25 protein-coding genes and 1 riboswitch are annotated in these 21147 nt (G+C 35.5%); of the genes, 22 read left to right on the forward strand and 3 right to left on the reverse strand.

The genetic code is table 11. The features are described from left to right. The first annotated feature begins 95 nt into the window (after positions 1 to 95). A riboswitch (FMN riboswitch) is annotated at positions 96 to 235 on the forward strand. A 162-nt stretch (positions 236 to 397) separates the two neighbouring features. Beyond that, on the forward strand, positions 398 to 976 hold the full coding sequence (locus tag DN392_RS20220; RefSeq protein WP_000810851.1) for an ECF transporter S component: 579 nt from the start codon (positions 398 to 400) through the stop codon (positions 974 to 976). Between the two features lie 123 nt (positions 977 to 1099). Here DN392_RS20220 and DN392_RS20225 read toward each other — a convergent pair whose 3' ends face one another. Then, complete coding sequence (locus tag DN392_RS20225; RefSeq protein ID WP_001151994.1) at positions 1100 to 1348, reverse strand: ferredoxin; 249 nt, start codon at positions 1346 to 1348, stop codon at positions 1100 to 1102. A 298-nt stretch (positions 1349 to 1646) separates the two neighbouring features. On the opposite strand from DN392_RS20225, the gene DN392_RS20230 reads away from it, so the two are divergent. From DN392_RS20230 to DN392_RS20285, 12 genes are all read left to right on the forward strand, one after another. Further along, complete coding sequence (locus tag DN392_RS20230; RefSeq protein ID WP_001176985.1) at positions 1647 to 2708, forward strand: YpbB family protein; 1062 nt, start codon at positions 1647 to 1649, stop codon at positions 2706 to 2708. Continuing rightward, positions 2698 to 4227: a RecQ family ATP-dependent DNA helicase gene (locus tag DN392_RS20235; protein ID WP_088321475.1), complete on the forward strand. Its 1530-nt coding sequence runs from the start codon at positions 2698 to 2700 to the stop codon at positions 4225 to 4227. The genes DN392_RS20230 and DN392_RS20235 overlap by 11 nt, the downstream gene beginning before the upstream one ends. Next, a complete protein-coding gene (locus DN392_RS20240) occupies positions 4227 to 4790 on the forward strand; it encodes a CPBP family intramembrane glutamic endopeptidase (RefSeq protein ID WP_001025770.1) in 564 nt (187 codons plus the stop codon). Before DN392_RS20235 ends, DN392_RS20240 begins: the two co-directional genes overlap by 1 nt. Positions 4791 to 4812: 22 nt before the next feature. After that, positions 4813 to 5292 carry a LysM peptidoglycan-binding domain-containing protein gene (locus DN392_RS20245; RefSeq protein ID WP_001231546.1) on the forward strand — a complete coding sequence of 160 codons (480 nt, stop codon included), beginning with the start codon at positions 4813 to 4815 and terminating at the stop codon, positions 5290 to 5292. Positions 5293 to 5350: 58 nt separating this feature from the next. After that, positions 5351 to 6127 (forward strand): metallophosphoesterase, encoded by a 777-nt coding sequence (locus DN392_RS20250; protein ID WP_000637806.1) that lies wholly within the window; start codon positions 5351 to 5353, stop codon positions 6125 to 6127. Further along, positions 6127 to 7002, forward strand: a complete 876-nt coding sequence (locus DN392_RS20255) for a MerR family transcriptional regulator (protein WP_061673445.1) — start codon at positions 6127 to 6129, stop codon at positions 7000 to 7002. The genes DN392_RS20250 and DN392_RS20255 overlap by 1 nt, the downstream gene beginning before the upstream one ends. Before the next feature lie 77 nt (positions 7003 to 7079). Beyond that, positions 7080 to 7688 carry a genetic competence negative regulator gene (locus DN392_RS20260; RefSeq protein WP_061673444.1) on the forward strand — a complete coding sequence of 203 codons (609 nt, stop codon included), beginning with the start codon at positions 7080 to 7082 and terminating at the stop codon, positions 7686 to 7688. 351 nt (positions 7689 to 8039) lie between these two features. Beyond that, complete coding sequence (gene gudB / locus DN392_RS20265) at positions 8040 to 9326, forward strand: NAD-specific glutamate dehydrogenase (RefSeq protein WP_000225171.1); 1287 nt, start codon at positions 8040 to 8042, stop codon at positions 9324 to 9326. A 78-nt stretch (positions 9327 to 9404) separates the two neighbouring features. After that, positions 9405 to 9614 (forward strand): hypothetical protein, encoded by a 210-nt coding sequence (locus DN392_RS20270; protein ID WP_000426773.1) that lies wholly within the window; start codon positions 9405 to 9407, stop codon positions 9612 to 9614. A gap of 93 nt (positions 9615 to 9707) precedes the next feature. Then, on the forward strand, positions 9708 to 9944 hold the full coding sequence (locus DN392_RS20275) for a DUF3961 domain-containing protein (protein WP_001983018.1): 237 nt from the start codon (positions 9708 to 9710) through the stop codon (positions 9942 to 9944). A gap of 79 nt (positions 9945 to 10023) precedes the next feature. Continuing rightward, entirely contained in the window at positions 10024 to 10554 is a 531-nt protein-coding gene (locus DN392_RS20280; RefSeq protein ID WP_001240648.1) for a peptidoglycan recognition protein family protein, read from the forward strand. Positions 10555 to 10663: 109 nt separating this feature from the next. Then, positions 10664 to 11644 (forward strand): YpdA family putative bacillithiol disulfide reductase, encoded by a 981-nt coding sequence (locus DN392_RS20285; protein ID WP_088321474.1) that lies wholly within the window; start codon positions 10664 to 10666, stop codon positions 11642 to 11644. Positions 11645 to 11680: 36 nt separating this feature from the next. On the opposite strand, the gene ansA is transcribed toward DN392_RS20285, so the two are convergent. Further along, the gene (ansA, locus tag DN392_RS20290; RefSeq protein WP_000822014.1) at positions 11681 to 12655 is read right to left on the reverse strand and encodes an asparaginase; all 975 of its coding nucleotides are present in this window, start codon (positions 12653 to 12655) and stop codon (positions 11681 to 11683) included. A 180-nt stretch (positions 12656 to 12835) separates the two neighbouring features. On the opposite strand from ansA, the gene DN392_RS30475 reads away from it, so the two are divergent. The 4 genes from DN392_RS30475 (at position 12836) to DN392_RS20305 (ending at position 16361) form a co-directional block, all read left to right on the forward strand. Next, positions 12836 to 13009 carry a YpfB family protein gene (locus DN392_RS30475; RefSeq protein ID WP_000738047.1) on the forward strand — a complete coding sequence of 58 codons (174 nt, stop codon included), beginning with the start codon at positions 12836 to 12838 and terminating at the stop codon, positions 13007 to 13009. A 128-nt stretch (positions 13010 to 13137) separates the two neighbouring features. Continuing rightward, positions 13138 to 13815 carry a (d)CMP kinase gene (gene cmk, locus DN392_RS20295; protein WP_000361262.1) on the forward strand — a complete coding sequence of 226 codons (678 nt, stop codon included), beginning with the start codon at positions 13138 to 13140 and terminating at the stop codon, positions 13813 to 13815. Positions 13816 to 14150: 335 nt separating this feature from the next. Then, positions 14151 to 15299 carry a 30S ribosomal protein S1 gene (rpsA, locus tag DN392_RS20300; protein WP_000229549.1) on the forward strand — a complete coding sequence of 383 codons (1149 nt, stop codon included), beginning with the start codon at positions 14151 to 14153 and terminating at the stop codon, positions 15297 to 15299. 12 nt (positions 15300 to 15311) lie between these two features. After that, positions 15312 to 16361 (forward strand): type 2 isopentenyl-diphosphate Delta-isomerase, encoded by a 1050-nt coding sequence (locus DN392_RS20305; protein WP_000251027.1) that lies wholly within the window; start codon positions 15312 to 15314, stop codon positions 16359 to 16361. Positions 16362 to 16691: 330 nt separating this feature from the next. On the opposite strand, the gene DN392_RS20310 is transcribed toward DN392_RS20305, so the two are convergent. Beyond that, positions 16692 to 16826, reverse strand: coding sequence for a YpzI family protein (locus DN392_RS20310; RefSeq protein WP_000513900.1), 135 nt, complete (start codon positions 16824 to 16826; stop codon positions 16692 to 16694). Positions 16827 to 16942: 116 nt separating this feature from the next. Here DN392_RS20310 and DN392_RS20315 point away from each other — a divergent pair, with 116 nt between their 5' ends. The 5 genes from DN392_RS20315 (at position 16943) to DN392_RS20335 (ending at position 21098) form a co-directional block, all read left to right on the forward strand. After that, complete coding sequence (locus tag DN392_RS20315; protein ID WP_000399215.1) at positions 16943 to 17554, forward strand: YphA family membrane protein; 612 nt, start codon at positions 16943 to 16945, stop codon at positions 17552 to 17554. Next, positions 17547 to 18440 (forward strand): YIEGIA family protein, encoded by an 894-nt coding sequence (locus DN392_RS20320; RefSeq protein ID WP_000141603.1) that lies wholly within the window; start codon positions 17547 to 17549, stop codon positions 18438 to 18440. The genes DN392_RS20315 and DN392_RS20320 overlap by 8 nt, the downstream gene beginning before the upstream one ends. Then, positions 18437 to 18622, forward strand: a complete 186-nt coding sequence (locus DN392_RS20325) for a capping complex subunit for YIEGIA (protein WP_000979052.1) — start codon at positions 18437 to 18439, stop codon at positions 18620 to 18622. The genes DN392_RS20320 and DN392_RS20325 overlap by 4 nt, the downstream gene beginning before the upstream one ends. Positions 18623 to 18746: 124 nt before the next feature. Beyond that, entirely contained in the window at positions 18747 to 20057 is a 1311-nt protein-coding gene (gene der, locus DN392_RS20330) for a ribosome biogenesis GTPase Der (RefSeq protein WP_001125888.1), read from the forward strand. A gap of 18 nt (positions 20058 to 20075) precedes the next feature. Further along, the gene (locus DN392_RS20335; RefSeq protein ID WP_000161770.1) at positions 20076 to 21098 is read left to right on the forward strand and encodes an NAD(P)H-dependent glycerol-3-phosphate dehydrogenase; all 1023 of its coding nucleotides are present in this window, start codon (positions 20076 to 20078) and stop codon (positions 21096 to 21098) included. The last annotated feature ends 49 nt before the right edge of the window (positions 21099 to 21147 follow it).

Consider the following 21147-nt stretch of genomic DNA (forward strand, 5'->3'; position numbering starts at 1 on the left):
TATATAAAATTAATAACTTATTTTTAATAAGTTACGCTTTTTTTGTTCACAATACGATTATGTTGTTGTATAATAAAGTGGAAAATAGAATATCGGTCTATCTTCGGGGCAGGGTGAAAATCCCGACCGGCGGTGATGAACTATATGTGATTTTGTTCTAAGCCCGCGAGCCGTTAAGGCAGGATTTGGTGTGATTCCAAAGCCGACAGTATAGTCTGGATGGGAGAAGATGGAGGTTCAAGCGTTCAAAAAAGATATGAATTTGAACGTCTGTTTGATGTGCCTTAAATTCTCCCTTTGTGTAAAACACAAAGGGTTTTTTCGTTCTATGAAAAAGTAGGCATAGCAGAACCTTTCCACTTTCCATGAGATGATCGATGGAAAAGGAGAGAGAAAGATGAAACAAAAAAACAGTGTAGTGCAGATGGTGAGTGTAGCGATGCTAAGTAGTATTGCATATTTACTGATGATGTTGGATTTCCCGTTTCCAGGGCTTCCGCCATTTTTAAAAATTGATTTTAGTGATGTACCAGCTCTAATTGCAGCAATTATTTTCGGGCCAGTTGCAGGGATAATTGTAGAGGCGATAAAGAATATTTTACATTACGGAATTCAAGGGAGTTTAACGGGAGTGCCAGTTGGAGAAATTGCTAACTTTATTGCAGGATGTTTATTTATTGGACCGGCAGCTTTCTTATTTAGAAAGTATCGTACTGTTAAGAGTTTAACGACAGGATTAATGCTAGGGACAATTACAATGGCGCTCATTATGAGTGTATTAAATTACATCATTATATTCCCAGCTTACACTTGGTTTTTAAATTCACCAGCTATGTCTAGCGAGGCTATAAGAACAACGGTTGTAACGGCAATCTTACCATTTAATTTAATTAAAGGAATTGTTGTGACAATTGTATTTGTAGCGTTATTCTCACGCCTGAAAGTATGGGTGTTTGCAAAAATGAAAAATGCATAAAATATAAAATAAAACCACTAGTAGTATGGAACTACTAGTGGTTTTTTATTAAGTAGAATGAAAATAGAAAACAAAAAATATCCCTCATATGAATGAGGGATATTTTTTGAAGTTAATAAAAGACTATTCGAATTTTAAAGAGTCGCCATCAAATGATTCATCAGCAACTTTAATTGAGTCAGTTGGACAACCTTCGAATGCATCCATCATATCTTCAATTAATACATCTGGAATTTCAACGATACCTTGGTTATCGTCTAACGTTACAAATGCAATACCTTCATCATCATAATCATAAATGTCTGGTGCAGCAGCGCCGCAAGCACCACATGCGATACAAGTATCTTTATCAACGATTGTATATTTTGCCATCTTTTTTCCCTCCTGATAATATGTATGTGAAAAGCTCGCCATAAAAATTATAACCTTATTGTAAAACGGTTTTTAAAACTTTTCAACATAAAATTATAATGATAATCCTTATCAATTAGAGTGTCAACTGATTTTTGCATTATGTCATAAGATTTTCAAAATACGTAAATGTTATTTCGTTTGGTACAATATACTATATACAAGTACATAGTGCCGATATGATAAGTTTAATGAGTAACATAGAATGGTGCAATCGTACTAAAAAGTAATTAAGCTAGATTGAAAGGTGGAAGCGGTAATGCAACTACAATATACTTTATTGTATTGTTTAAAACAATTGAATGGTGAAAGGACCGTTTCTTCTATTTATTATTTATTAAAAGGAAAACGATCTTCGCAAACGTTACAAGATGGAAATATGTTCCGAATTTCATTTTTGTTTGGAATATATAAATCATTAAATAGAACAGACTATGATCGTGAAGTTGCAAAGTTGTTGCAAGCAGATTTGATTCGAGAAATACATGAAAATACATATTTGTTAACATCTAAAGGTAAAATGCAGTTACATACATGGGAGGAAGTGTATGCTTTTCCCACGCATTTACATGGTTTACACTATGGTGAATTAGGTGAAACATTTTGGAAACGATTATCATTAATTATTCAAACTATATCTAATTTACAACAGAATAATACGAAGTTTATTCCCATTCAACAAGATACAGAAATAATGATGTGGGTAAAACGTTTTTTAACAGGTATACCATATAGGCGAAGTGAATTGGCTAAAAGATTATGGAAAGAAATACATAATCTTTTAGGAAAAGGTGATGTGGTAGAAGCGACGATTGTAACATATAGATTAACAGGATATGAACGTATCGGTTGTACATTGCAGCAATTAGCGGAAATTACGAAACAAGATATATTCCGGGTGTATTTTTTATTTTGGGGTACAATTCACTTCTTTATACAAGAAGTTCACGATAAAGAAAATGAATTTCCGCTATTAGCTGAGATTATCTCTTATCCAAATGAGAGAGCTGAATTATTTAGTTTATCAACGAAAAAAACATATAATTTTTGGAGACAAGGACGCTCTTTAGATGAAATAGCGACAATTAGAAATTTAAAGGTTGCAACGATAGAAGATCATTTTGTTGAAATTGCTTTGCGGGAAAAAGAGTTTTCAATCGAGATGTTTATGGAAAAAGATAAAATAGATAAAGTAACAAAAGTAATTGAGGCATTACAAACACGTAAGTTGCGTGAGTTGAAACAAGCGGTTGGAGAGGGTATCTCTTATTTTGAAGTTCGTCTTGTATTGGCGCGGATGGAGGGTATAAATGAAGCTTGAGGAATATTTATATAGATGGTTTGGATATTCTGAATTTCGTACAGGGCAAAAAGGGGTAATTACAGATTTATTAGAAGGAAAAGATGTTATAGCAATGCTCCCGACTGGAAGAGGGAAGTCTATGTGCTATCAACTTCCAGGGCTAATGCAAGAAGGAACCGTGCTTGTTGTATCACCATTATTATCTTTGATGGAAGATCAGGTTACACAATTAAAGTATGTTGTGAAAAACCGAGTAATAGCATTTAATAGTTTTCGGACATTACATGAAAAAAGAGAAGCGATGAAAAAATTAGCTTCATATAAATTTATTTTTGTTTCACCAGAGATGTTGCAGTCGGAAGTGTTAATAAGAGAATTGAAGAAAGTTCATATTTCATTATTTGTCGTGGATGAGGCTCATTGTATTTCACAATGGGGTTATGATTTTAGGCCAGACTATAAAAAACTAAATGTAGTCATTGAAAATATCGGGTCTCCTACCGTGCTAGCATTAACGGCAACAGCGACAAAAGATGTACTCCGAGATATAGCAGAGAGTTTAGATTTGAAGAAAGTGACGCAGCATGTATACTCTATTGATCGTCCAAATATTGCTATGGAAGTACAATTTGTGGAGACGATAGAAGAGAAGAAAGAAGCGCTTTTGGACCAGGTGATGTATTTACAAGGGCCAGGGATTGTATATTGTTCAAGCAGAGCGTGGACAGAACGTTTAACGGAGTATTTAAGAGGAAAAGGCGTGACTGGTGTCGCTTTTTATCATGGTGGTATGGAACATGAAGAGCGTATGTTAATTCAACAGCAGTTTATGAATGACCAGTTGCAGCTTGTAATATGTACAAGTGCTTTTGGTATGGGAGTAAATAAGTCGAATACGAGCTATATTATTCATTTTCATTATCCGACTAATATAGCTTCCTATTTACAAGAAATCGGAAGAGCTGGAAGAGATGGTGAACCGAGTATAGCTATCTTACTATGTAGTCCGTTAGATCACGATTTACCAATTTCAATAATTGAAGATGAATTGCCAAGTCAGTCGCAAATACAATTTTTATTCTCTTTACTACAAGAAAGAATGTTTCAAACGAAAGAATTACCAATAGAAGAGGTAGAAGAAATTTGTTATAATGCAGCAAGATTTAATGAACAATATTGGCGCTTCATCCGCTATCATCTTGAACAGCTTGGAATCATACAACAGCGAAAATTAAAATTAGAGGGCTTGTCAGATGAAATTATGAACAGATTAATAGCTGAAGTAGAAATAAGGCTACGTAATAAATATAGTGAGCTAGAAAACATGAAATCGTGGATACAAGTGAAAGAATGTAGGCGTGAATATTTGTTACAACAGTTCGGTTATAGAAAAGAGAACGAGTTGAAAAATTGCTGTGACTATTGTGGTATTACAAAAACAGATTATAAAAAAAGACAAGCGCAACAATCGGATTTCGACTATAATTGGGAAACAGAGTTACAAAAGCTTTTCGGTCTAGAAAAGATGGGGGAATGATGAACATTCAAAGGCATAATATTGAAGATATGAGTCCGAAAGAAATAAGGCTGAATCTGTATATCACACAGTTCATTATTATCGGTATCGGTTGTTTACTAGCATATGTATTATTCCGAGATATAAAATCGGTGTATAGTCTGTGGAAGTGGGAACCGGTGTCTATACTTATAATAGGTGGCTTGTTGGCGATTGGTATTGTGTTATTAGATTATGTTGCAATGCGAGTATTTCCAGAGTCTTGGTTTGATGATGGTGGTATTAACGATAAGATGTTTCAAGGAATGTCAGTTATGCACCTACTCGTTATTACGTTCATTATCGGCTTTGCAGAAGAATTTTTATTTAGAGGTGTAGTGCAGACGCACTTTGGAATTGTAATAGCGAGTTTAGTATTTGCAGTGTTACATATTCGGTATATAACAAAGCCATTTTTGTTTTGTTTCGTCTGTTTCATTAGTTTTGTCTTTGGTTATGTATTTGAATGGACAGGAAATTTATTTATAACAATCTTTGCACACTTTCTTGTTGATTTTATAATGGGACTCCAATTAAGAAAATAAATGGAAGGTGGTGGTGAACAACATGAGAAAACGAATTCCTGATTTCGAAGAGGAATTAGAAGTTGAGCGAGTGGAAGAAAAAGAAAGTTTACCGCCGCGTAGTGAAATTCATAGAAATAAAGAGAAAAAAGAAAAGTTTAAAATGAATCATATTTTCGTCCGAGTTTTAACATTTCTATTCATATTACTACCAATTAGTATTTTATGGTATACAGATAAATATATTCAGGTGAAAAGTGATGGTAATAACGCTGGGAAAAGTGCGTTTGAGGTCATTTTCTTTGATTCAGCTAAATCTGAGTCTGAGGCAACATCTGAGAAAGTAGTAACGCATACGGTAAAAGAAGGAGAAACTTTAGAAAGTATAGCGAAGCAATATTTTTCGGATGAAACTGGGATTGAAGTGATTAAAAAGTATAATGATTTACAAGAAGATGAAGTAAATGTAGGTCAAGAAATAAAAATTCCGATAAAAGATAAGTCCGCAAAACAGGATAGCTAGTAACATACCTACTATAAAAACTGAGGATTATCTTTCTGCGGAAGGGAGTAAAAAATATATGATATGGATTATCTTATTAAGTGCTCTCATATGTATTGGTATTATATTTCTTCTTGTAATGTATACAGAAGCGATGCGTAATACTGTGTTAGAACATACTTTACTTTTTGAAGAATTTCCGAAAAGTTTTCAAAAAGTAAAGGTGTTTTTTATTTCTGATATTCATAGAAGGGTCATTTCAAGTTCATTAATTGAACAAGTAAAAGGAAAAGTAGACCTTGTGATTATTGGCGGTGATTTAGCGGAAAGAGGTGTCCCTTTTTCGAAAATTTCTGCAAATATACAAAAGTTAAGAGCGATAGCTCCTGTATATTTTGTGTGGGGAAATAATGATTATGAGATTGAATATCATGAATTAGATGCTTTGTTATTAGAAAATAATGTGAAAGTTTTAGATAATACAAGAGTTGTATTTGAGTCTGAACTAGGAGAAAAAATTTGTTTACTCGGTGTAGATGATGTTGGTTTGAAGCGTGATCGTTTAGATTTAGCGTTGGCTGATTGCAAAGAAGATGGTTTTCGCATATTAATTAGTCATAACCCTGATATAATAAATAAAATGTCTGGAAAAGAACAAATTTCACTTGTGTTAAGTGGACATACACATGGAGGACAGATTCGATTATTCCCATCTAAAAAATATTTAAAAGGTGGCGTATATAAGCATTCAAATATGACTCTTTTTGTTAGTAATGGGTATGGAACAACGTTGATTCCACTTCGCTTCCGAGCACCTGCTCAAACACATATTATTACGTTGTGCGGAGGGAAATGATGCCAACTCTAAACGGGAAATATAACATAAAAGCTGTTTCGAATATAATTGGAATTCAGCCGAGTACGCTTCGTGCATGGGAAAGACGATATCAAATTATTGCCCCAAAGCGGAATCATGCGGGGCATCGATTATATACAGAAGAGCATATTCAAATTTTGAAATGGTTAATGGACAAGGTTTCTTCCGGCATGATGATTGGACAAGCAGTTCAATTATTAGAAGAGAATCGTTTGCAGAGTAATGTTCAAAAAGAAATACATTACGATAGAGAAGTTGTTTTAGTGGACGATTTACTGCAAGCTTTGTTAAAATTTGATGAAATTACAACTTCTGCATTGTTAAACGAGGCTTTCAGTATTTATGCAACAGAAAAAGTCATAGCAAGTATTGTTCTTCAAGTGTCAAATAAATTGTTAACGTTAAAAAATAATAATGAAGTTACAATGGTGCAATTCCAATATGTCGTATCATTTTTACAAACTCGTCTAGGAATGGTGTATCATAATGCATCATCATTTTCTTCTATACACAAAGTTGTCGTGTTAGAAAATAATATGTTGAAAGGGTTTGTTTTCTCAACGTATTTACGTTTAAAAGGATATGAGGTGATATATATTAGGTCAAGCTTAGTGGAAGATGGTATTTTGTTAGCTGTTGAGCAAATACAACCTACATATGTAGTAGTCTCTTTTGATGAGGAACGAGAACTTAAGAACGCGATGAAAGACATGAATTTGTTGCAAGAAAAAAGTGAGAAACTTTCTGTTGGATTTATAGGAGAAATAGGTGCTCGAGATCAGTTGAACATTCAAACATGCCTAATTGGTGATACGAAAGAAGAATGGGATGATTGGTTAAAAATGTTAGAATAGTTGTTCGAAAAGAACCATCTATTTTCTATTTCATATAATAAAAATTATATTCATTGGTTACGTAGGGAGGGTATGAGATGAGGCTGGAACGATTAAATTACAATAAGATAAAAATTTTCTTAACATTTGATGATTTATCTGAACGAGGGTTAACGAAAGAAGATTTGTGGAGAAATGCACCGAAAGTACAGCAATTATTTCGTGATATGATGCAAGAAGCAAATAAGGAACTAGGGTTTGAAGCGGATGGCCCGATTGCAGTTGAAGTATTTTCTCTACAAGCGCAAGGAATGGTCGTAATTGTAACGAAAGAACATCAAGATGTGGATACAGATGATGAGTTCCGTGACGAGTTTATTGAAATGCAAGTGACTCTAGATGAAAGCGAGCATATACTTTATGAGTTTGCTACACTAGATGACGTAATTAACCTGTCGAATCGTTTATATAACCTTGATGTAACTGGCGGAAAACTATATACGTGGGATGAGCGTTTCTATCTTTGGATGGAAGAAGAGGAGCAAGTTCAATTACTGAAGGCAGATTTTATAGCTATTTTAGCGGAATATGGTAATCCGTCTACAGCAACTATTTATCGTCTAATGGAGTATGGTAAAGAATTAATGGCTTCTCAAGCAATTGAACAAATACACAATTACTTTGTGAAAAAACAAAACCTTAGCTAATATAACAAAGCTAAGGTTTTGTTTTTTATTTGGAGAAACCTAAAATGTTGGTCTGAAAATGTCAAAACGATTAATGGTATAGCGGGAATCATAAATATTTGGGCGCTCTTTACTATACTTAAAAATATCTTCTTAAGTTGTTATATATAGGTAAAATAAAAAATATTTAAATATTTAAGTATTTTACTTTTCTAAAAGCAATAAAAGGACTATAATGATAGTGAAAACGCTTGCAACAGGAAATAGTTTGTATATATTTGTTAGCGTTTTCTATTGCATTCCAAATTTAACGGTGTATACTAGGCAATGAAGGTTTACTAAACAAGTGAAATTACAGGGGGTTTACTTACTATGGTAGCCGAAAAGGGAACTCAAACAAAAACACAACAACAAAGGGAACAACATTTTGAACTATTGAATTCGACACAAATTGTTATTAGTGAAGCATTAGAAAAATTGGGTTATCCAAACGAAGTATATGAATTATTAAAAGAACCAATTCGTATGATGACAGTGAAAATACCAGTTCGTATGGATGACGGGACTGTTAAAATATTTACAGGATATCGTGCACAACATAATGATGCTGTTGGTCCAACGAAAGGTGGAATTCGCTTCCATCCGAATGTAACAGAAAATGAAGTGAAAGCACTTTCAATCTGGATGAGTTTAAAATGTGGTATTGTTGATTTACCATACGGTGGAGGTAAAGGTGGAATTATCTGTGACCCACGTGAAATGTCATTCCGTGAGTTAGAAAGATTAAGCCGCGGTTATGTACGAGCAATTAGCCAAATCGTAGGACCGACGAAAGATATTCCAGCTCCAGATGTATTCACAAACTCTCAAATCATGGCATGGATGATGGATGAATATAGCCGTATTGATGAATTTAATTCACCAGGATTTATTACAGGTAAGCCACTTGTATTAGGTGGATCACATGGACGTGAAACAGCAACGGCGAAAGGTGTAACAATTTGTATTCGCGAAGCTGCAAAAAAACGCGACATTGATATTAAAGGTGCACGCGTTGTTGTTCAAGGATTCGGTAATGCTGGTAGCTTCTTAGCTAAATTTATGCATGATGCAGGCGCGAAAGTTATTGCAATCTCGGATGCTTACGGTGCATTGCATGATCCAAACGGATTAGATATTGATTATTTATTAGACCGTCGTGATAGCTTCGGTACAGTAACAAAACTATTTAATAATACAATTTCAAACAAAGAATTGTTAGAACTTGATTGCGACATTTTAGTTCCAGCTGCAATTGAGAACCAAATTACAGAAGAAAATGCTAATAATATTAAAGCAAAAATCGTTGTTGAAGCTGCAAATGGTCCAACAACATTAGAAGCAACTAAAATTTTAACAGATCGCGGAATTTTACTTGTTCCAGACGTATTAGCAAGTGCTGGCGGTGTAACAGTATCTTACTTTGAGTGGGTACAAAATAACCAAGGTTACTACTGGACTGAAGAAGAAGTAGAACAACGTTTAGAAAAAGTAATGGTAAGATCATTTGATTCTATTTATGAAACAGCACAAGTTCGTAAAGTGAACATGCGCTTAGCTGCGTATATGGTCGGTGTTCGTAAAATGGCTGAAGCAAGTCGCTTCAGAGGTTGGGTATAATATTATATCGTGAGAAAACGTGATTCCTTTCGAGGGAATCACGTTTTTTTGTTGAAGTATTAGTTTGAGGTGTTGTATATGGAAAATGAAATGATGGAACGAGTAGAACAATTAGAAGAAAAGGTTAAGAGGTTAGAGGGAGAACTCTCAAGAACGATGAAAGCCCGAAAAACAAGTAACGTTCGGATGTTCGGAGAAGGACTACTGTTTTTAATATTTGGTGCAGTTGTAGTAGGGCCGATTATCGCTTTTGTAATCTCAATTCTTACTTGGATTGTTGAAAAATAAAATAAAAACAAAAAAGAACGCTTGTTCTACACGAACAAACGTGCTATACTCTCCTTAGATAAACAAAACGGAAATGATTTTAAGGAGAGATAAATGATGAAAATGACAGTAGACCAAAGATTTATGATGCCAGCAGATGTTGTAGAACGAGTGGAAGTATTAAGAAACAAACAAAGTAAGCGCGGCACATTATTACAATCTGTAAATAAATTTTTCGGTTTAGATACGAAAGAAGATTGTGTTTGGTTTTACGGTTTTTATGGAGTTGCTGTAAGTATTTTATTATTTATGGTGTTCACATCAAATATTTTCGATTTTCTCTTCGCGTAAGAAATATGCGATAAGGACATTGCTACCGAATACATATATAAAGAAGTAAGGTAATCTTCTGAAGCGGGAGTTGGTAGTAATGGCGATGTTTCCTATAGAGCGTAACTATATTGGGTATGGAAGTTCACGACCGGGAATTCCTCTTTCTAAAGTAAGGTTTATTGTAAGTCATGATACGGGGAACCCTGGTAGCAATGCGATAGGGAATCGGGATTATTTTAATGAAATACAACCGAAAGCTTCGGCACATACATTTATAGATGATAAAACAATATTGGAAATTGTTCCTATAAATGAAGTTGCCTATCACGTTCGATATGGTGTGCCGACAGATAATGACTTATATGGTTATGATGCTAATAAGGCTGCCATTGGAGTGGAACTTTGTTATGGCGGTGATGTTAACTTTTGGGAAGCATATACCCGTTTTACGTGGTATCATGCGTATTTATGTCAAAACTTCGGCTTGAATCCGAAGAAAGATATCGTATCACATAAAACACTTGACCCAGCTAGAAAGATTGATCCTGAAAATGTATTAGGGAAACAAGGTATTAAATTTCAGCAGTTTTTAGCAGATGTCTATCGGATGTACGTTTCGTTTAGATGACAAATATATGAAAAATGAATACAATAAAGATAGGTGCCTACTGCTGTAAGTAGGTTTTTTCTTGTTTTTATAAATAGCGTATTGGTAGAAGACTAGGAGTGAGCTGAGTATGCAGAAAGAAACAGCTATCATAATTGGAGGCGGTCCGTGCGGATTAGCAGCAGCAATTTCGTTGCAAAAGGTAGGGATAAATCCGTTAGTAATTGAAAAAGGAAACATTGTAAATGCAATTTATAATTATCCAACTCATCAAACATTTTTCTCTTCTAGTGAAAAATTAGAAATTGGTGATGTAGCTTTTATTACAGAAAATCGTAAGCCAGTTCGAAATCAAGCGCTTGCGTATTATCGTGAAGTAGTAAAGCGTAAATCTGTACGTGTAAATGCTTTTGAGCGAGTGGAGAAAGTACAAAAAGATGGAGAAGTTTTTCATGTTGAGACAACAAAGTGTGACGGAAGTACAGAAATATATATAGCGAAATATGTTGTTGTAGCAACTGGATATTATGACAATCCAAATTATATGAATGTTCCTGGCGAGGAACTGAAGAAAGTAGCTCACTATTTTAAAGAGGGACATCCTTATTTTGATCGAGATGTAGTAGTTATAGGTGGGAAAAACTCGAGTATAGATGCTGCGTTAGAACTTGTTAAAACCGGTGCGCGTGTAACGGTTTTATATCGCGGAAGTGAGTATTCACCAAGCATTAAGCCGTGGATTTTGCCGGAGTTTGAGGCGTTAGTGCGAAGCGGCACAATTCAAATGCATTTCAGGGCTCACGTGAAAGAAATTACTGAACATACAGTAACGTTTACAGTCGATGATGAGGCATATACAATCCAAAATGATTTTGTATTTGCGATGACTGGTTACCATCCTGATCATAGTTTCTTAACGAAGATGGGTGTTCGGATTGATGAAGAAACAGGACGTCCGATTTATGCAGAGGATACAATGGAAACGAACGCTGAAAATATTTTCATTGCAGGTGTAATTGCTGCTGGAAATAATGCAAATGAAATATTTATTGAGAACGGTCGATTTCATGGGGATGCGATTGCGCAAACCATTGCGTCAAGGGAAATATAAAAAGAAGCTGTCGAAATAAACTTCGACAGCTTCTTTTTAATTGTGCATAAACATATTTTGGATTGTTTCATGAGAATTTGTATTTTCTAATGCAACTAATAATTTAATACGTGCTTTTTGAGCATTTAAACCGTATGTGAATACAATACCCATATCTTTTAATTGTTTGCCGCCACCTTCATATGAATATACATCTTGCACGATGCCATTGAAACAGCGAGAAACTAATACGACAGGAATTCCTTTGTCGATTAATCGTTCTAGACTAGGAAGTGTTCTTGGAGGTAAATTACCTTGTCCAAGTGCTTCAATAACAATCCCATCTACTGGAAGGTTTTCAATTGCTGCTAACAATGTATCGTCCATACCAGCGTATGCTTTTAGAACAACTACGTTTTTAGAAACCTTATTTACTGAATATGTTTCATGGTGTACTAAAGCGTGATGGAATACAACGCCGCGCTTTGTTACCATACCAATTGGTCCATACTGTGGACTCTGGAATGTTGCCACGTTACTTGTATGTGTTTTCGTTACATTTGTAGCGCAATGGATTTCGTCGTTTAATACGACTAAAACACCTTTTTCAGCAGCTTCACTACAGCTAGCTACTTTTACAGCCGATAAGAAGTTATATAGACCATCAGCACCTAATTCATTACTAGAACGCATTGCACCTGTTACAACGATTGGAATAGTTGCTTGCACTGTTAAATCTAAGAAATAGGCTGTTTCTTCTAATGTATCCGTACCATGCGTAATGACTACGCCATGAATGTTGTCTTGTTTTACTCTTTCATCAATGATGACTTGTAATTGTAACATTTCGCTCGGTGTCATATGAGGAGATGGTAGATGGAACACGTCTTCAACGATTAAATCAACATCGCCTTCTAAATCAGGAATAAATTTTAAAAGAGGATTTTTTTCACCTGGTTGTACGACCCCAGTTTCTTTATCTTCCTCCATTGCAATTGTTCCACCTGTGTGTAAAACTAGGATTCTTTTCAATGCTTATACCCCTTTCAAGTTGAAAAATACATTTAGAACATAACATGTTTTGAGTAAATTCGACAATGGAAATGTATAAAAGTATGCCTCGAAAATGACAATAAAGTTAGCTGCTATATATACGATGTATAAAATCACGAAACGAAATGTGTAAATGTAGGATAGGAGGGAGCAATTACATTGAAAAAGATGGAGAAAATTTTTATTCGTATATTAGTAATACAATTCATTTGTCTTTCTGTTGTGCAATTGTTATTTATACATAAGTCATCAGTGAAATATTTATCTAAAATTGTTTATTATGAAGGTGTCATGGTAAAAAACAAAGCAGAAATCTTACAGGTGAATAGGTAGTTTTCATTTTCTTCTATGGAGGATTATGCTACAATAATTGAGGATTTAATGACGTGAAGCAAATGAGAAGAAGCAGGAGAATACCTGCTTTTCGTTTTGTTTTATAAGTGAAAAAATGAGGTGTTACAATGGATAAACGAATTTCAATTGCTATAGATGGTCCAGCAGCTGCTGGAAAAAGTACGGTTGCAAAAGTTGTGGCAAAGAAACTTTCTTACGTTTATATTGATACAGGCGCAATGTACCGCACGATTACATATGCAGCCCTTGAACAAAAAGTGGACATTGAAAATGAAGAGAAGTTAATGGAAGTTGTAAAGAATGTAAATATTGAGTTTCAGCAAGGAGAAAATACACAACTTGTATTTTTAAATGGACAAGATGTTTCTGAAGTAATTCGTACACCTGAGGTGACGAATCGAGTATCTATTGTGGCGAAACATCGCCTTGTTCGTGAAGAAATGGTACGTCGTCAACAAGAGTTAGCGGAAAAAGGCGGCGTTGTAATGGATGGCCGTGATATTGGTACACATGTGTTACCAGATGCTGAAGTGAAGATCTTTATGCTTGCTTCTGTTGAAGAAAGAGCAGAAAGAAGACATTTAGAAAATATAAATAAAGGTTTCGATTCTAATTTAGAGCAGTTAAAAAAAGAAATTGCTCAGCGTGATAAATTAGACTCAGAACGCGAGGTTTCTCCTCTAAAGAAAGCTGATGATGCATTGGAATTAGATACAACTTCTTTATCAATTGAAGAAGTTGTCCAAAAAATTATGAGTATTGTTTCAGGAGTGTTTGCGAAATAAAGAAAGGGGATAACCTCTTTCTTTTTTTTGTTTATATAGAAATGTAAAGGATGCGTGAATTGTGAGTCTCTTTCCTTGACAAATGATCGGATTTGTAAGAAGTTAGTAAAAGAAGGATAAAACTTTCAGAATATATTCGCTATTATATTTCAAAACATACTTTCTTCAAGATGATTTTGCTGTATACTATTTATATAGGTTTAATATATTTTCTAGTGAAATGTATGAAAACTGAGTATGTGATGATAAATTCTTAAACATGCAAATGAAAACATATGTTTTCATTTCGTATATACATAAAAAATGCTTTGTCAATTCTGTAGGGAGGTATTTCCATGGTAGAGAAAATGAATGAAGAAGTTATGGATTCAAAAGAATTACAAGTTGGTGACGTTGTTACAGGTTCTGTAACGAAAGTTGAAGAGAAACAAGTGCTTGTAAATGTTGGATACAAAACAGATGGCGTAATTCCAATTAGTGAATTAGCTAACGTTCATATTGAAAAAGCAAGCGATGTTGTAGAATTAGATCAAATACTAGAATTAAAAATTATTAAATTAGAAGAAGATGATCTTGTCTTATCTAAACGTGCTGTTGATGCAGAAAAAGCATGGGTAGAATTACAAGAGAAATTTACTTCTGGTCATGTGTTTGATGTTACTGTAAAAGATATCGTGAATGGTGGATTAGTTGTGGACCTTGGTGTTCGTGGTTTTATCCCAGCTTCACTTGTAGAAGTACATTATGTAGAAGATTTTACTGACTATAAAGGCAAAACATTAGCCGTGAAAATTGTTGAATTAGACCGCGAAAAAAATCGTGTAATCCTTTCGCATAAAGCAGTAGTAGAATTAGAACTAGATTCTAAGAAAAAAGAAGCGATTTCTTCATTAAAAGAGGGAGACGTTGTTGAAGGAACAGTGCAACGATTAACGGATTTTGGTGCTTTCGTTAACGTTGGTGGTGTAGACGGTTTAGTTCATATTTCACAAATTTCACACGAACGTGTAGAGCAACCTTCTGAAGTATTAGAGCAAGGTCAAAAGGTAAAGGTAAAGGTATTATCTGTTGATGCTGATACACAACGTATTTCTTTATCAATTAAAGCAGCACAGCCAGGACCTTGGGAGAATGTTGCTGGCGAAATAAAAGCTGGAGATATTCGTGAGGGAGTAGTAAAACGTCTTGTTACATTCGGTGCATTCGTTGAAATTTTACCTGGCGTTGAAGGTCTTGTGCATGTATCTCAAATTGCAAATCGTCACGTGAAAAATCCAAATGAAGTATTGGAAATGGGACAAGAAGTAAAAGTGAAAGTGCTTGAAGTCCATGTTGCAGAGAAACGTATTTCTTTAAGTATAAAAGAAACGCTTGAGGAAAATAATGTAATTGAGGATTACAGTCAGTATGAACCAAATGCTGATTCTGCTACTTTCCAATTAAGTGATATTATTGGTGAACAACTGAAAAAATTAAAGAAATAAAGAGGGGTACAAGTGGTAAGGGCAAAACGTAAATTAGATCATATTGAATACGCTCTTTCTACTGGTCAGTCTCGTACGCATGGCTTTCATGATATTGATTTTGTGCATCAAGGATTGCCAAATTCAAGTTATGACACAATAACATGTGAAACAAAAATCGGCGAACTTTCACTAAGTTCGCCGATTTTTATCAATGCGATGACTGGTGGTGGGGGAGAGAAAACGTTACATATTAATGAGCAATTAGCATATGTAGCGAAACATCATAATCTTGCTATGGCTGTAGGGTCGCAAATGGCGGCGTTAAAAGATGAAAGTGAGGCTGCTTCTTATACGATTATCAGAAAGGTAAACCCAAATGGTGTTTTCTTTGCTAATTTAGGTAGTGAGGCAACTATCGAACAAGCAGAGCGTGCCGTTGATATGATTGAAGCGAGTGCATTGCAAATTCATTTAAATGTCATACAAGAGTTAACGATGCCAGAAGGAGACCGTGACTTTACTGGTGTACTTCAGCGCATTGAGAAAATTGTATTAAATAGTAAAGTTCCTGTCATTGTGAAAGAAGTTGGATTTGGGATGAGTAAGGAAACCGTACAACAGTTAGCGAGCATAGGTGTAACGGCAATTGATATTGGTGGACAAGGTGGTACAAATTTTGCTGCTGTTGAAAATGAAAGAAGACAGCGAATGCTTTCTTATTTTAATAACTGGGGCATACGAACAGCAACCTCGATTATTGAAGCAACCTCTACAAATAATAACCTCTCTTTTATTGCATCTGGGGGTATACAAACAGCGCTTGACGTAGCGAAAGCAATCGCATTAGGGGCGAATACAACTGCGTTTGCTGGATACTTTTTACGTATTTTAATGCAAGATGGTATCGAGAAGTTAGTGGATGAAATTGATCTTTTACATACAGATTTGAAATTTATTATGACAGCTCTTGGTGCAAAGACGATAGAAGAGTTACAGGCTGTACCTCTTGTTGTAAAGGGCGAAACGTATCATTGGTTAACACAGCGTGGTATTGATACGACGCATTATAGTAGAAGATAAAAAAATCAACCGTTTGGTTGATTTTTTTGTTTTTGTTCGTTTTAGTAATATAAGGTGAGGAATGGAATTAATATTCTATCAAAACAAAATTATTCCTATATAAACACTATCTTGTGCAAGTTGCGACTGAAAAAGAGGCTGGAAAATGTAGATAGTTTGCTACTGAATTATTGGGGAGGGTTTAATTTCGCAAAGGAAAAATAGGTAGAGATAAAAATAAACCATAGAAAAATTCGGATGTTAAATGTTATTTTGATATAAGTAAAAATCATTAAAATAATTATGTAAAAGACGGTTTCGTACAATATCGAAACCGTCTTTTTGTGTTCATTAGTGCTGATTTTGTTTTCGGGCTTGCTCTGGTGTATCCAGTCCAGTTGCACCCGGATATTGTAGTGATTGGTCACGATCAGATTCAACGCGACGTGATTCTCTTAGTTTTCGTTCTTGACGATCTTTACCCATAATGAATAGCACCTCCTTATTAAAAGTGTTGCTGTTATATGAAAAAACTATGCGCGAAGAAAGTGGATTAACTTTCATAAAAAGTTCCCATAATGGAAAACATAGGAGGTGAAATGATGGAAGGGAGTACTTTTTATTTTTTAGCTTGGATAGGGTGGATTGTTGTAACTTTTTTTATGAAAAAGGACTCTATGCGGTGGAAGATAAGCACTTGTATATTGATTTTTATTATTTGCTCTCCGTTACATGTAACGATTGCTTCATTCACGGTATCAGTAAATGCACTTTTGCTTTGTATTGTTGCTTTTATAGGAATCGCACTATATTCTATTTGGAAAAAATTATATAGCTTACTTTCGGCACTTATTATTGCAATGTTATATACAAGTTTTCATTTGTTAGAAGTATATGATCCGATTTGGATTGTGGTGGACAGGTTGTTTTTGGTAAGTGGTGCTCTTGTGTATGCATCGGTTTTATTGCATGAGGATCGCATATTGCGATTATGTTCTCTTTATATAGGAATGTTACAGGGGGAATTGTTAGTGACACTTATTTTTCGAAAACTACATTTCCCTTATGATTACGGAAGTTTAGCGTTTTTTGATATCGTCGCCGTTGCTACATTTTTCATGGCAATTTTGTTTTGGATTGCAAAAGCATCAGTATACATGGAACAGTTCAAGAGGAAAGCACGTAAAAGAAAGGCGAGGGTAATACATGACTGAATATACACCGGCCATTTTATGCGGAGTAATAGCGGGGACAGTAACGAGAGTGCTAATGCTCCGGACAGATACGCGTCAATATCCGACGAGGCTCCATGGAAAAATTATTCACGTTGCGATGGGGTTAATTGCAGCGGCTTTAGGAGCGATTGCGATTCCGTCAATTTTGAAAAAAGATTTTTCTGCTATTACATTTCTTACATTAGCAGCAACACAGTTTCGTGATGTGCGTAATATGGAAAGAAATACCCTTCAACAATTAGATGGATATGAGCTCGTACCGCGTGGAAATACATATATTGAAGGGATTGCGTTAGTTTTTGAAAGTCGAAACTATTTGGCGATGTTAACGTCGTTTGCAACGACGTTTGCGTATATAGGATTCCATTCGTGGATTGCTGGAGTAATTATGGCTATAATCGCATTTATTATCGCGAAAAAATTAATGTCTGGCAGAAGGTTACATGATCTTGTTGATATCGAGCATGTTCCACTTCGTTTTGAAGGAGCGGGGCTGTATATTGATAATATTTACATTATGAATATTGGATTGCCAGCAAGGCAAGAGGAAATTATGAAATATGGAATGGGCTTTATTTTAAGGCCGAAAACAATTGATGCGATGGTGACAATCTCAAACTTAGGACAACGACAAGCTATTTTACATGATGTTTCGGTTGCTTTAGGGATTTATAGAGATTCTGGTACGCCAGCGCTTGTGCCGTTGGCAAAGCGTGATTTAGAAGATGGTAGGGTTGGGATTTTTGTCTTGCCACAAGATCAAGATGCAGAGAAAGCGATAGGTGTCATAGGGAATGTGCCGACGTTAGAAAGTGCTGTTCATATGTCATCGGAAGCCCCGAAAGGAAGGGGAGATAAAAGATGATGTTAGAAAGTGTAATTCTCGCGGTTATTACAACAACGCCGGAGAAATTTGCTGGTGGTGCCCCTTTGTTTACTTGTGAATCGACAGATGAGTTAGAATTTGTTGCAAATAATTTAGAGGCAATTTTAGATGGTATTGCGCATCGCTTACAAGAGAATGTATATATTATTGTGAAACATTAGTAACGTGTGGTATAATGTGAGGTGTTTTGATACGCTGAGAAATATTCTGGAATGCAAATCCCTTCTTGCACAAAGAAGGGTTTTTTACATAATAAACAGAAGCAAGTTGAAAGGATGAAAGTATATGCCGAAACCAGTAATAGCAATAGTAGGCCGCCCGAACGTAGGAAAATCTACTATTTTCAATAGAATTGTTGGAGAAAGAGTTTCAATCGTAGAAGATATACCAGGTATAACACGAGACCGTATTTATAGTGCGGGAGAATGGTTAAATCATGAATTTAACATTATTGATACAGGTGGAATTGATATTGGAGACGAGCCGTTCTTGACACAAATTCGTCAACAAGCGGAAGTAGCGATTGATGAAGCAGATGTTATCATTTTTATGACGAATGGTCGCGATGGTGTAACTGCAGCAGATGAAGAAGTTGCTAAAATTTTATATCGTTCTAAAAAACCAATTGTACTTGCGGTAAATAAGGTTGATAATCCAGAAATGCGTAGTGATATTTATGATTTTTATGCATTAGGATTTGGCGAGCCATTCCCGATTTCAGGTACACACGGTTTAGGACTTGGTGATTTGTTAGATGAAGCTGCAAATCATTTTCCAAAGATTGAAGAAGAAGCGTATGATGATGAAACAATCCGTTTCTCTTTAATTGGACGTCCAAATGTAGGGAAATCATCACTTGTAAATGCACTTCTTGGTCAAGAACGTGTAATTGTAAGTAATATAGCGGGAACGACACGTGATGCTGTTGATACACCATATAGTAAAGATGGTCAAGATTATGTAATCATCGATACAGCTGGTATGCGTAAAAAAGGGAAAGTATACGAAAGCACAGAAAAGTATAGTGTACTTCGTGCGCTTAGAGCGATTGAACGTTCTGACGTTGTTTTAGTCGTTTTAGACGGAGAAGAAGGAATTATTGAACAGGATAAAAAAATTGCTGGATATGCTCATGATTCAGGACGTGCTGTTATTATCGTCGTAAACAAATGGGATGCAGTGAAAAAAGATGAAAAAACAATGAAAGCATTTGAAGAAAACATCCGTGCTCATTTCCAATTTTTAGAGTACGCACCGATTGTATTCTTATCTGCGAAAACGAAAAAACGTACACAAACATTATTACCAGTTATTAATGAAGTAAATGAAAGCCATAGTATCCGTATTCAAACGAACGTATTAAATGATGTAATTATGGATGCGGTAGCGATGAATCCAACACCAACTCATAATGGTAGCCGTCTGAAAATCTTCTATGCGACACAGGTTGCGGTAAAACCACCAACATTTGTTATATTTGTAAACGATACAGAATTAATGCACTTTTCATATGAGCGCTTCTTAAAGAATCGTTTACGTGAAGCGTTCGGTTTTGTAGGAACGCCGATTCACATTATCGCTAGAGCAAGAGACTAATGGAGAGGATGTGATTTTATGACAAAAATCACAGTAGTTGGAGCAGGTAGCTGGGGAACAGCGTTAGCGATGGTATTAGCTGACAATGGACATGATGTACGTATTTGGGGAAATCGTTCTGAACTTATGGATGAGATTAATACAAAACATGAGAATAGTCGATACCTTCCAGGAATTACATTGCCAAGCACAATCGCAGCCTACTCTTCTTTAGAAGAAGCATTAGTAGATGTAAATGTAGTACTTCTTGTAGTACCAACGAAAGCGTATAGAGAGGTATTACAAGATATGAAGAAATATGTAGCGGGTCCGACTACTTGGATTCATGCAAGTAAAGGGATTGAACCTGGTACGTCAAAACGTATTTCGGAAGTGATTGAGGAAGAAATTCCAGAGGGCTTGATTAAAGACGTTGTTGTACTGTCTGGACCGAGTCATGCTGAAGAAGTCGGTTTACGTCAAGAGACGACGGTTACGTCTGCAGCAAAGCGTATGGAAGCGGCTGAGGAAGTACAAGATTTGTTTATGAATAGTTACTTCCGTGTATACACAAATCCAGATATCGTTGGAGTTGAGCTTGGTGGTGCGTTAAAAAATATTATCGCATTAGCTGCTGGGATAACTGATGGACTTGGATTAGGTGATAATGCGAAAGCGGCATTAATGACACGTGGTTTAACGGAGATTGCTCGTTTAGGAAGAAAAATGGGCGGAAATCCATTAACGTTTGCTGGTCTAACTGGTATGGGAGACTTAATTGTAACTTGTACAAGTGTTCATAGCCGAAATTGGCGCGCTGGAAATATGCTTGGAAAAGGACACTCTTTAGAAGAGGTGTTAGAAAGCATGGGTATGGTTGTAGAAGGTGTAAGAACAACGAAAGCTGCTCACGAATTAGCAGAGAAAATGGAAGTTGAAATGCCGATTACAGCTGCCTTATATGACGTGCTATTCAATGGGAATAATGTGAAAGATGCAGTAGGCTCATTAATGGGACGTGTTCGAAAACATGAAGTGGAAGCTATACCTGACTTACTTTAAAGAAAAGCGACAGAAGTACATTTGTACTTCTGTCGCTTTTTATTTTTAT

Origin of the sequence: Bacillus sp. BB51/4, assembly GCF_008368845.1 — a bacterium.
Taxonomy (GTDB): Bacteria; Bacillota; Bacilli; order Bacillales; family Bacillaceae_G; genus Bacillus_A; species Bacillus_A wiedmannii.

Bases quoted from the DNA above. Each gene is read 5' to 3' on its own strand.
- DN392_RS20220 (WP_000810851.1), top strand. From the start codon at position 398: ATGAAACAAAAAAACAGTGTAGTGCAGATGGTGAGTGTAGCGATGCTA.
- DN392_RS20225 (WP_001151994.1), bottom strand. From the start codon at position 1,348: ATGGCAAAATATACAATCGTTGATAAAGATACTTGTATCGCATGTGGT.
- DN392_RS20230 (WP_001176985.1), top strand. From the start codon at position 1,647: ATGCAACTACAATATACTTTATTGTATTGTTTAAAACAATTGAATGGT.
- DN392_RS20235 (WP_088321475.1), top strand. From the start codon at position 2,698: ATGAAGCTTGAGGAATATTTATATAGATGGTTTGGATATTCTGAATTT.
- DN392_RS20240 (WP_001025770.1), top strand. From the start codon at position 4,227: ATGAACATTCAAAGGCATAATATTGAAGATATGAGTCCGAAAGAAATA.
- DN392_RS20245 (WP_001231546.1), top strand. From the start codon at position 4,813: ATGAGAAAACGAATTCCTGATTTCGAAGAGGAATTAGAAGTTGAGCGA.
- DN392_RS20250 (WP_000637806.1), top strand. From the start codon at position 5,351: ATGATATGGATTATCTTATTAAGTGCTCTCATATGTATTGGTATTATA.
- DN392_RS20255 (WP_061673445.1), top strand. From the start codon at position 6,127: ATGCCAACTCTAAACGGGAAATATAACATAAAAGCTGTTTCGAATATA.
- DN392_RS20260 (WP_061673444.1), top strand. From the start codon at position 7,080: ATGAGGCTGGAACGATTAAATTACAATAAGATAAAAATTTTCTTAACA.
- gudB (WP_000225171.1), top strand. From the start codon at position 8,040: ATGGTAGCCGAAAAGGGAACTCAAACAAAAACACAACAACAAAGGGAA.
- DN392_RS20270 (WP_000426773.1), top strand. From the start codon at position 9,405: ATGGAAAATGAAATGATGGAACGAGTAGAACAATTAGAAGAAAAGGTT.
- DN392_RS20275 (WP_001983018.1), top strand. From the start codon at position 9,708: ATGATGAAAATGACAGTAGACCAAAGATTTATGATGCCAGCAGATGTT.
- DN392_RS20280 (WP_001240648.1), top strand. From the start codon at position 10,024: ATGGCGATGTTTCCTATAGAGCGTAACTATATTGGGTATGGAAGTTCA.
- DN392_RS20285 (WP_088321474.1), top strand. From the start codon at position 10,664: ATGCAGAAAGAAACAGCTATCATAATTGGAGGCGGTCCGTGCGGATTA.
- cmk (WP_000361262.1), top strand. From the start codon at position 13,138: ATGGATAAACGAATTTCAATTGCTATAGATGGTCCAGCAGCTGCTGGA.
- rpsA (WP_000229549.1), top strand. From the start codon at position 14,151: ATGGTAGAGAAAATGAATGAAGAAGTTATGGATTCAAAAGAATTACAA.
- DN392_RS20310 (WP_000513900.1), bottom strand. From the start codon at position 16,826: ATGGGTAAAGATCGTCAAGAACGAAAACTAAGAGAATCACGTCGCGTT.
- DN392_RS20315 (WP_000399215.1), top strand. From the start codon at position 16,943: ATGGAAGGGAGTACTTTTTATTTTTTAGCTTGGATAGGGTGGATTGTT.
- DN392_RS20320 (WP_000141603.1), top strand. From the start codon at position 17,547: ATGACTGAATATACACCGGCCATTTTATGCGGAGTAATAGCGGGGACA.
- DN392_RS20325 (WP_000979052.1), top strand. From the start codon at position 18,437: ATGATGTTAGAAAGTGTAATTCTCGCGGTTATTACAACAACGCCGGAG.
- der (WP_001125888.1), top strand. From the start codon at position 18,747: ATGCCGAAACCAGTAATAGCAATAGTAGGCCGCCCGAACGTAGGAAAA.
- DN392_RS20335 (WP_000161770.1), top strand. From the start codon at position 20,076: ATGACAAAAATCACAGTAGTTGGAGCAGGTAGCTGGGGAACAGCGTTA.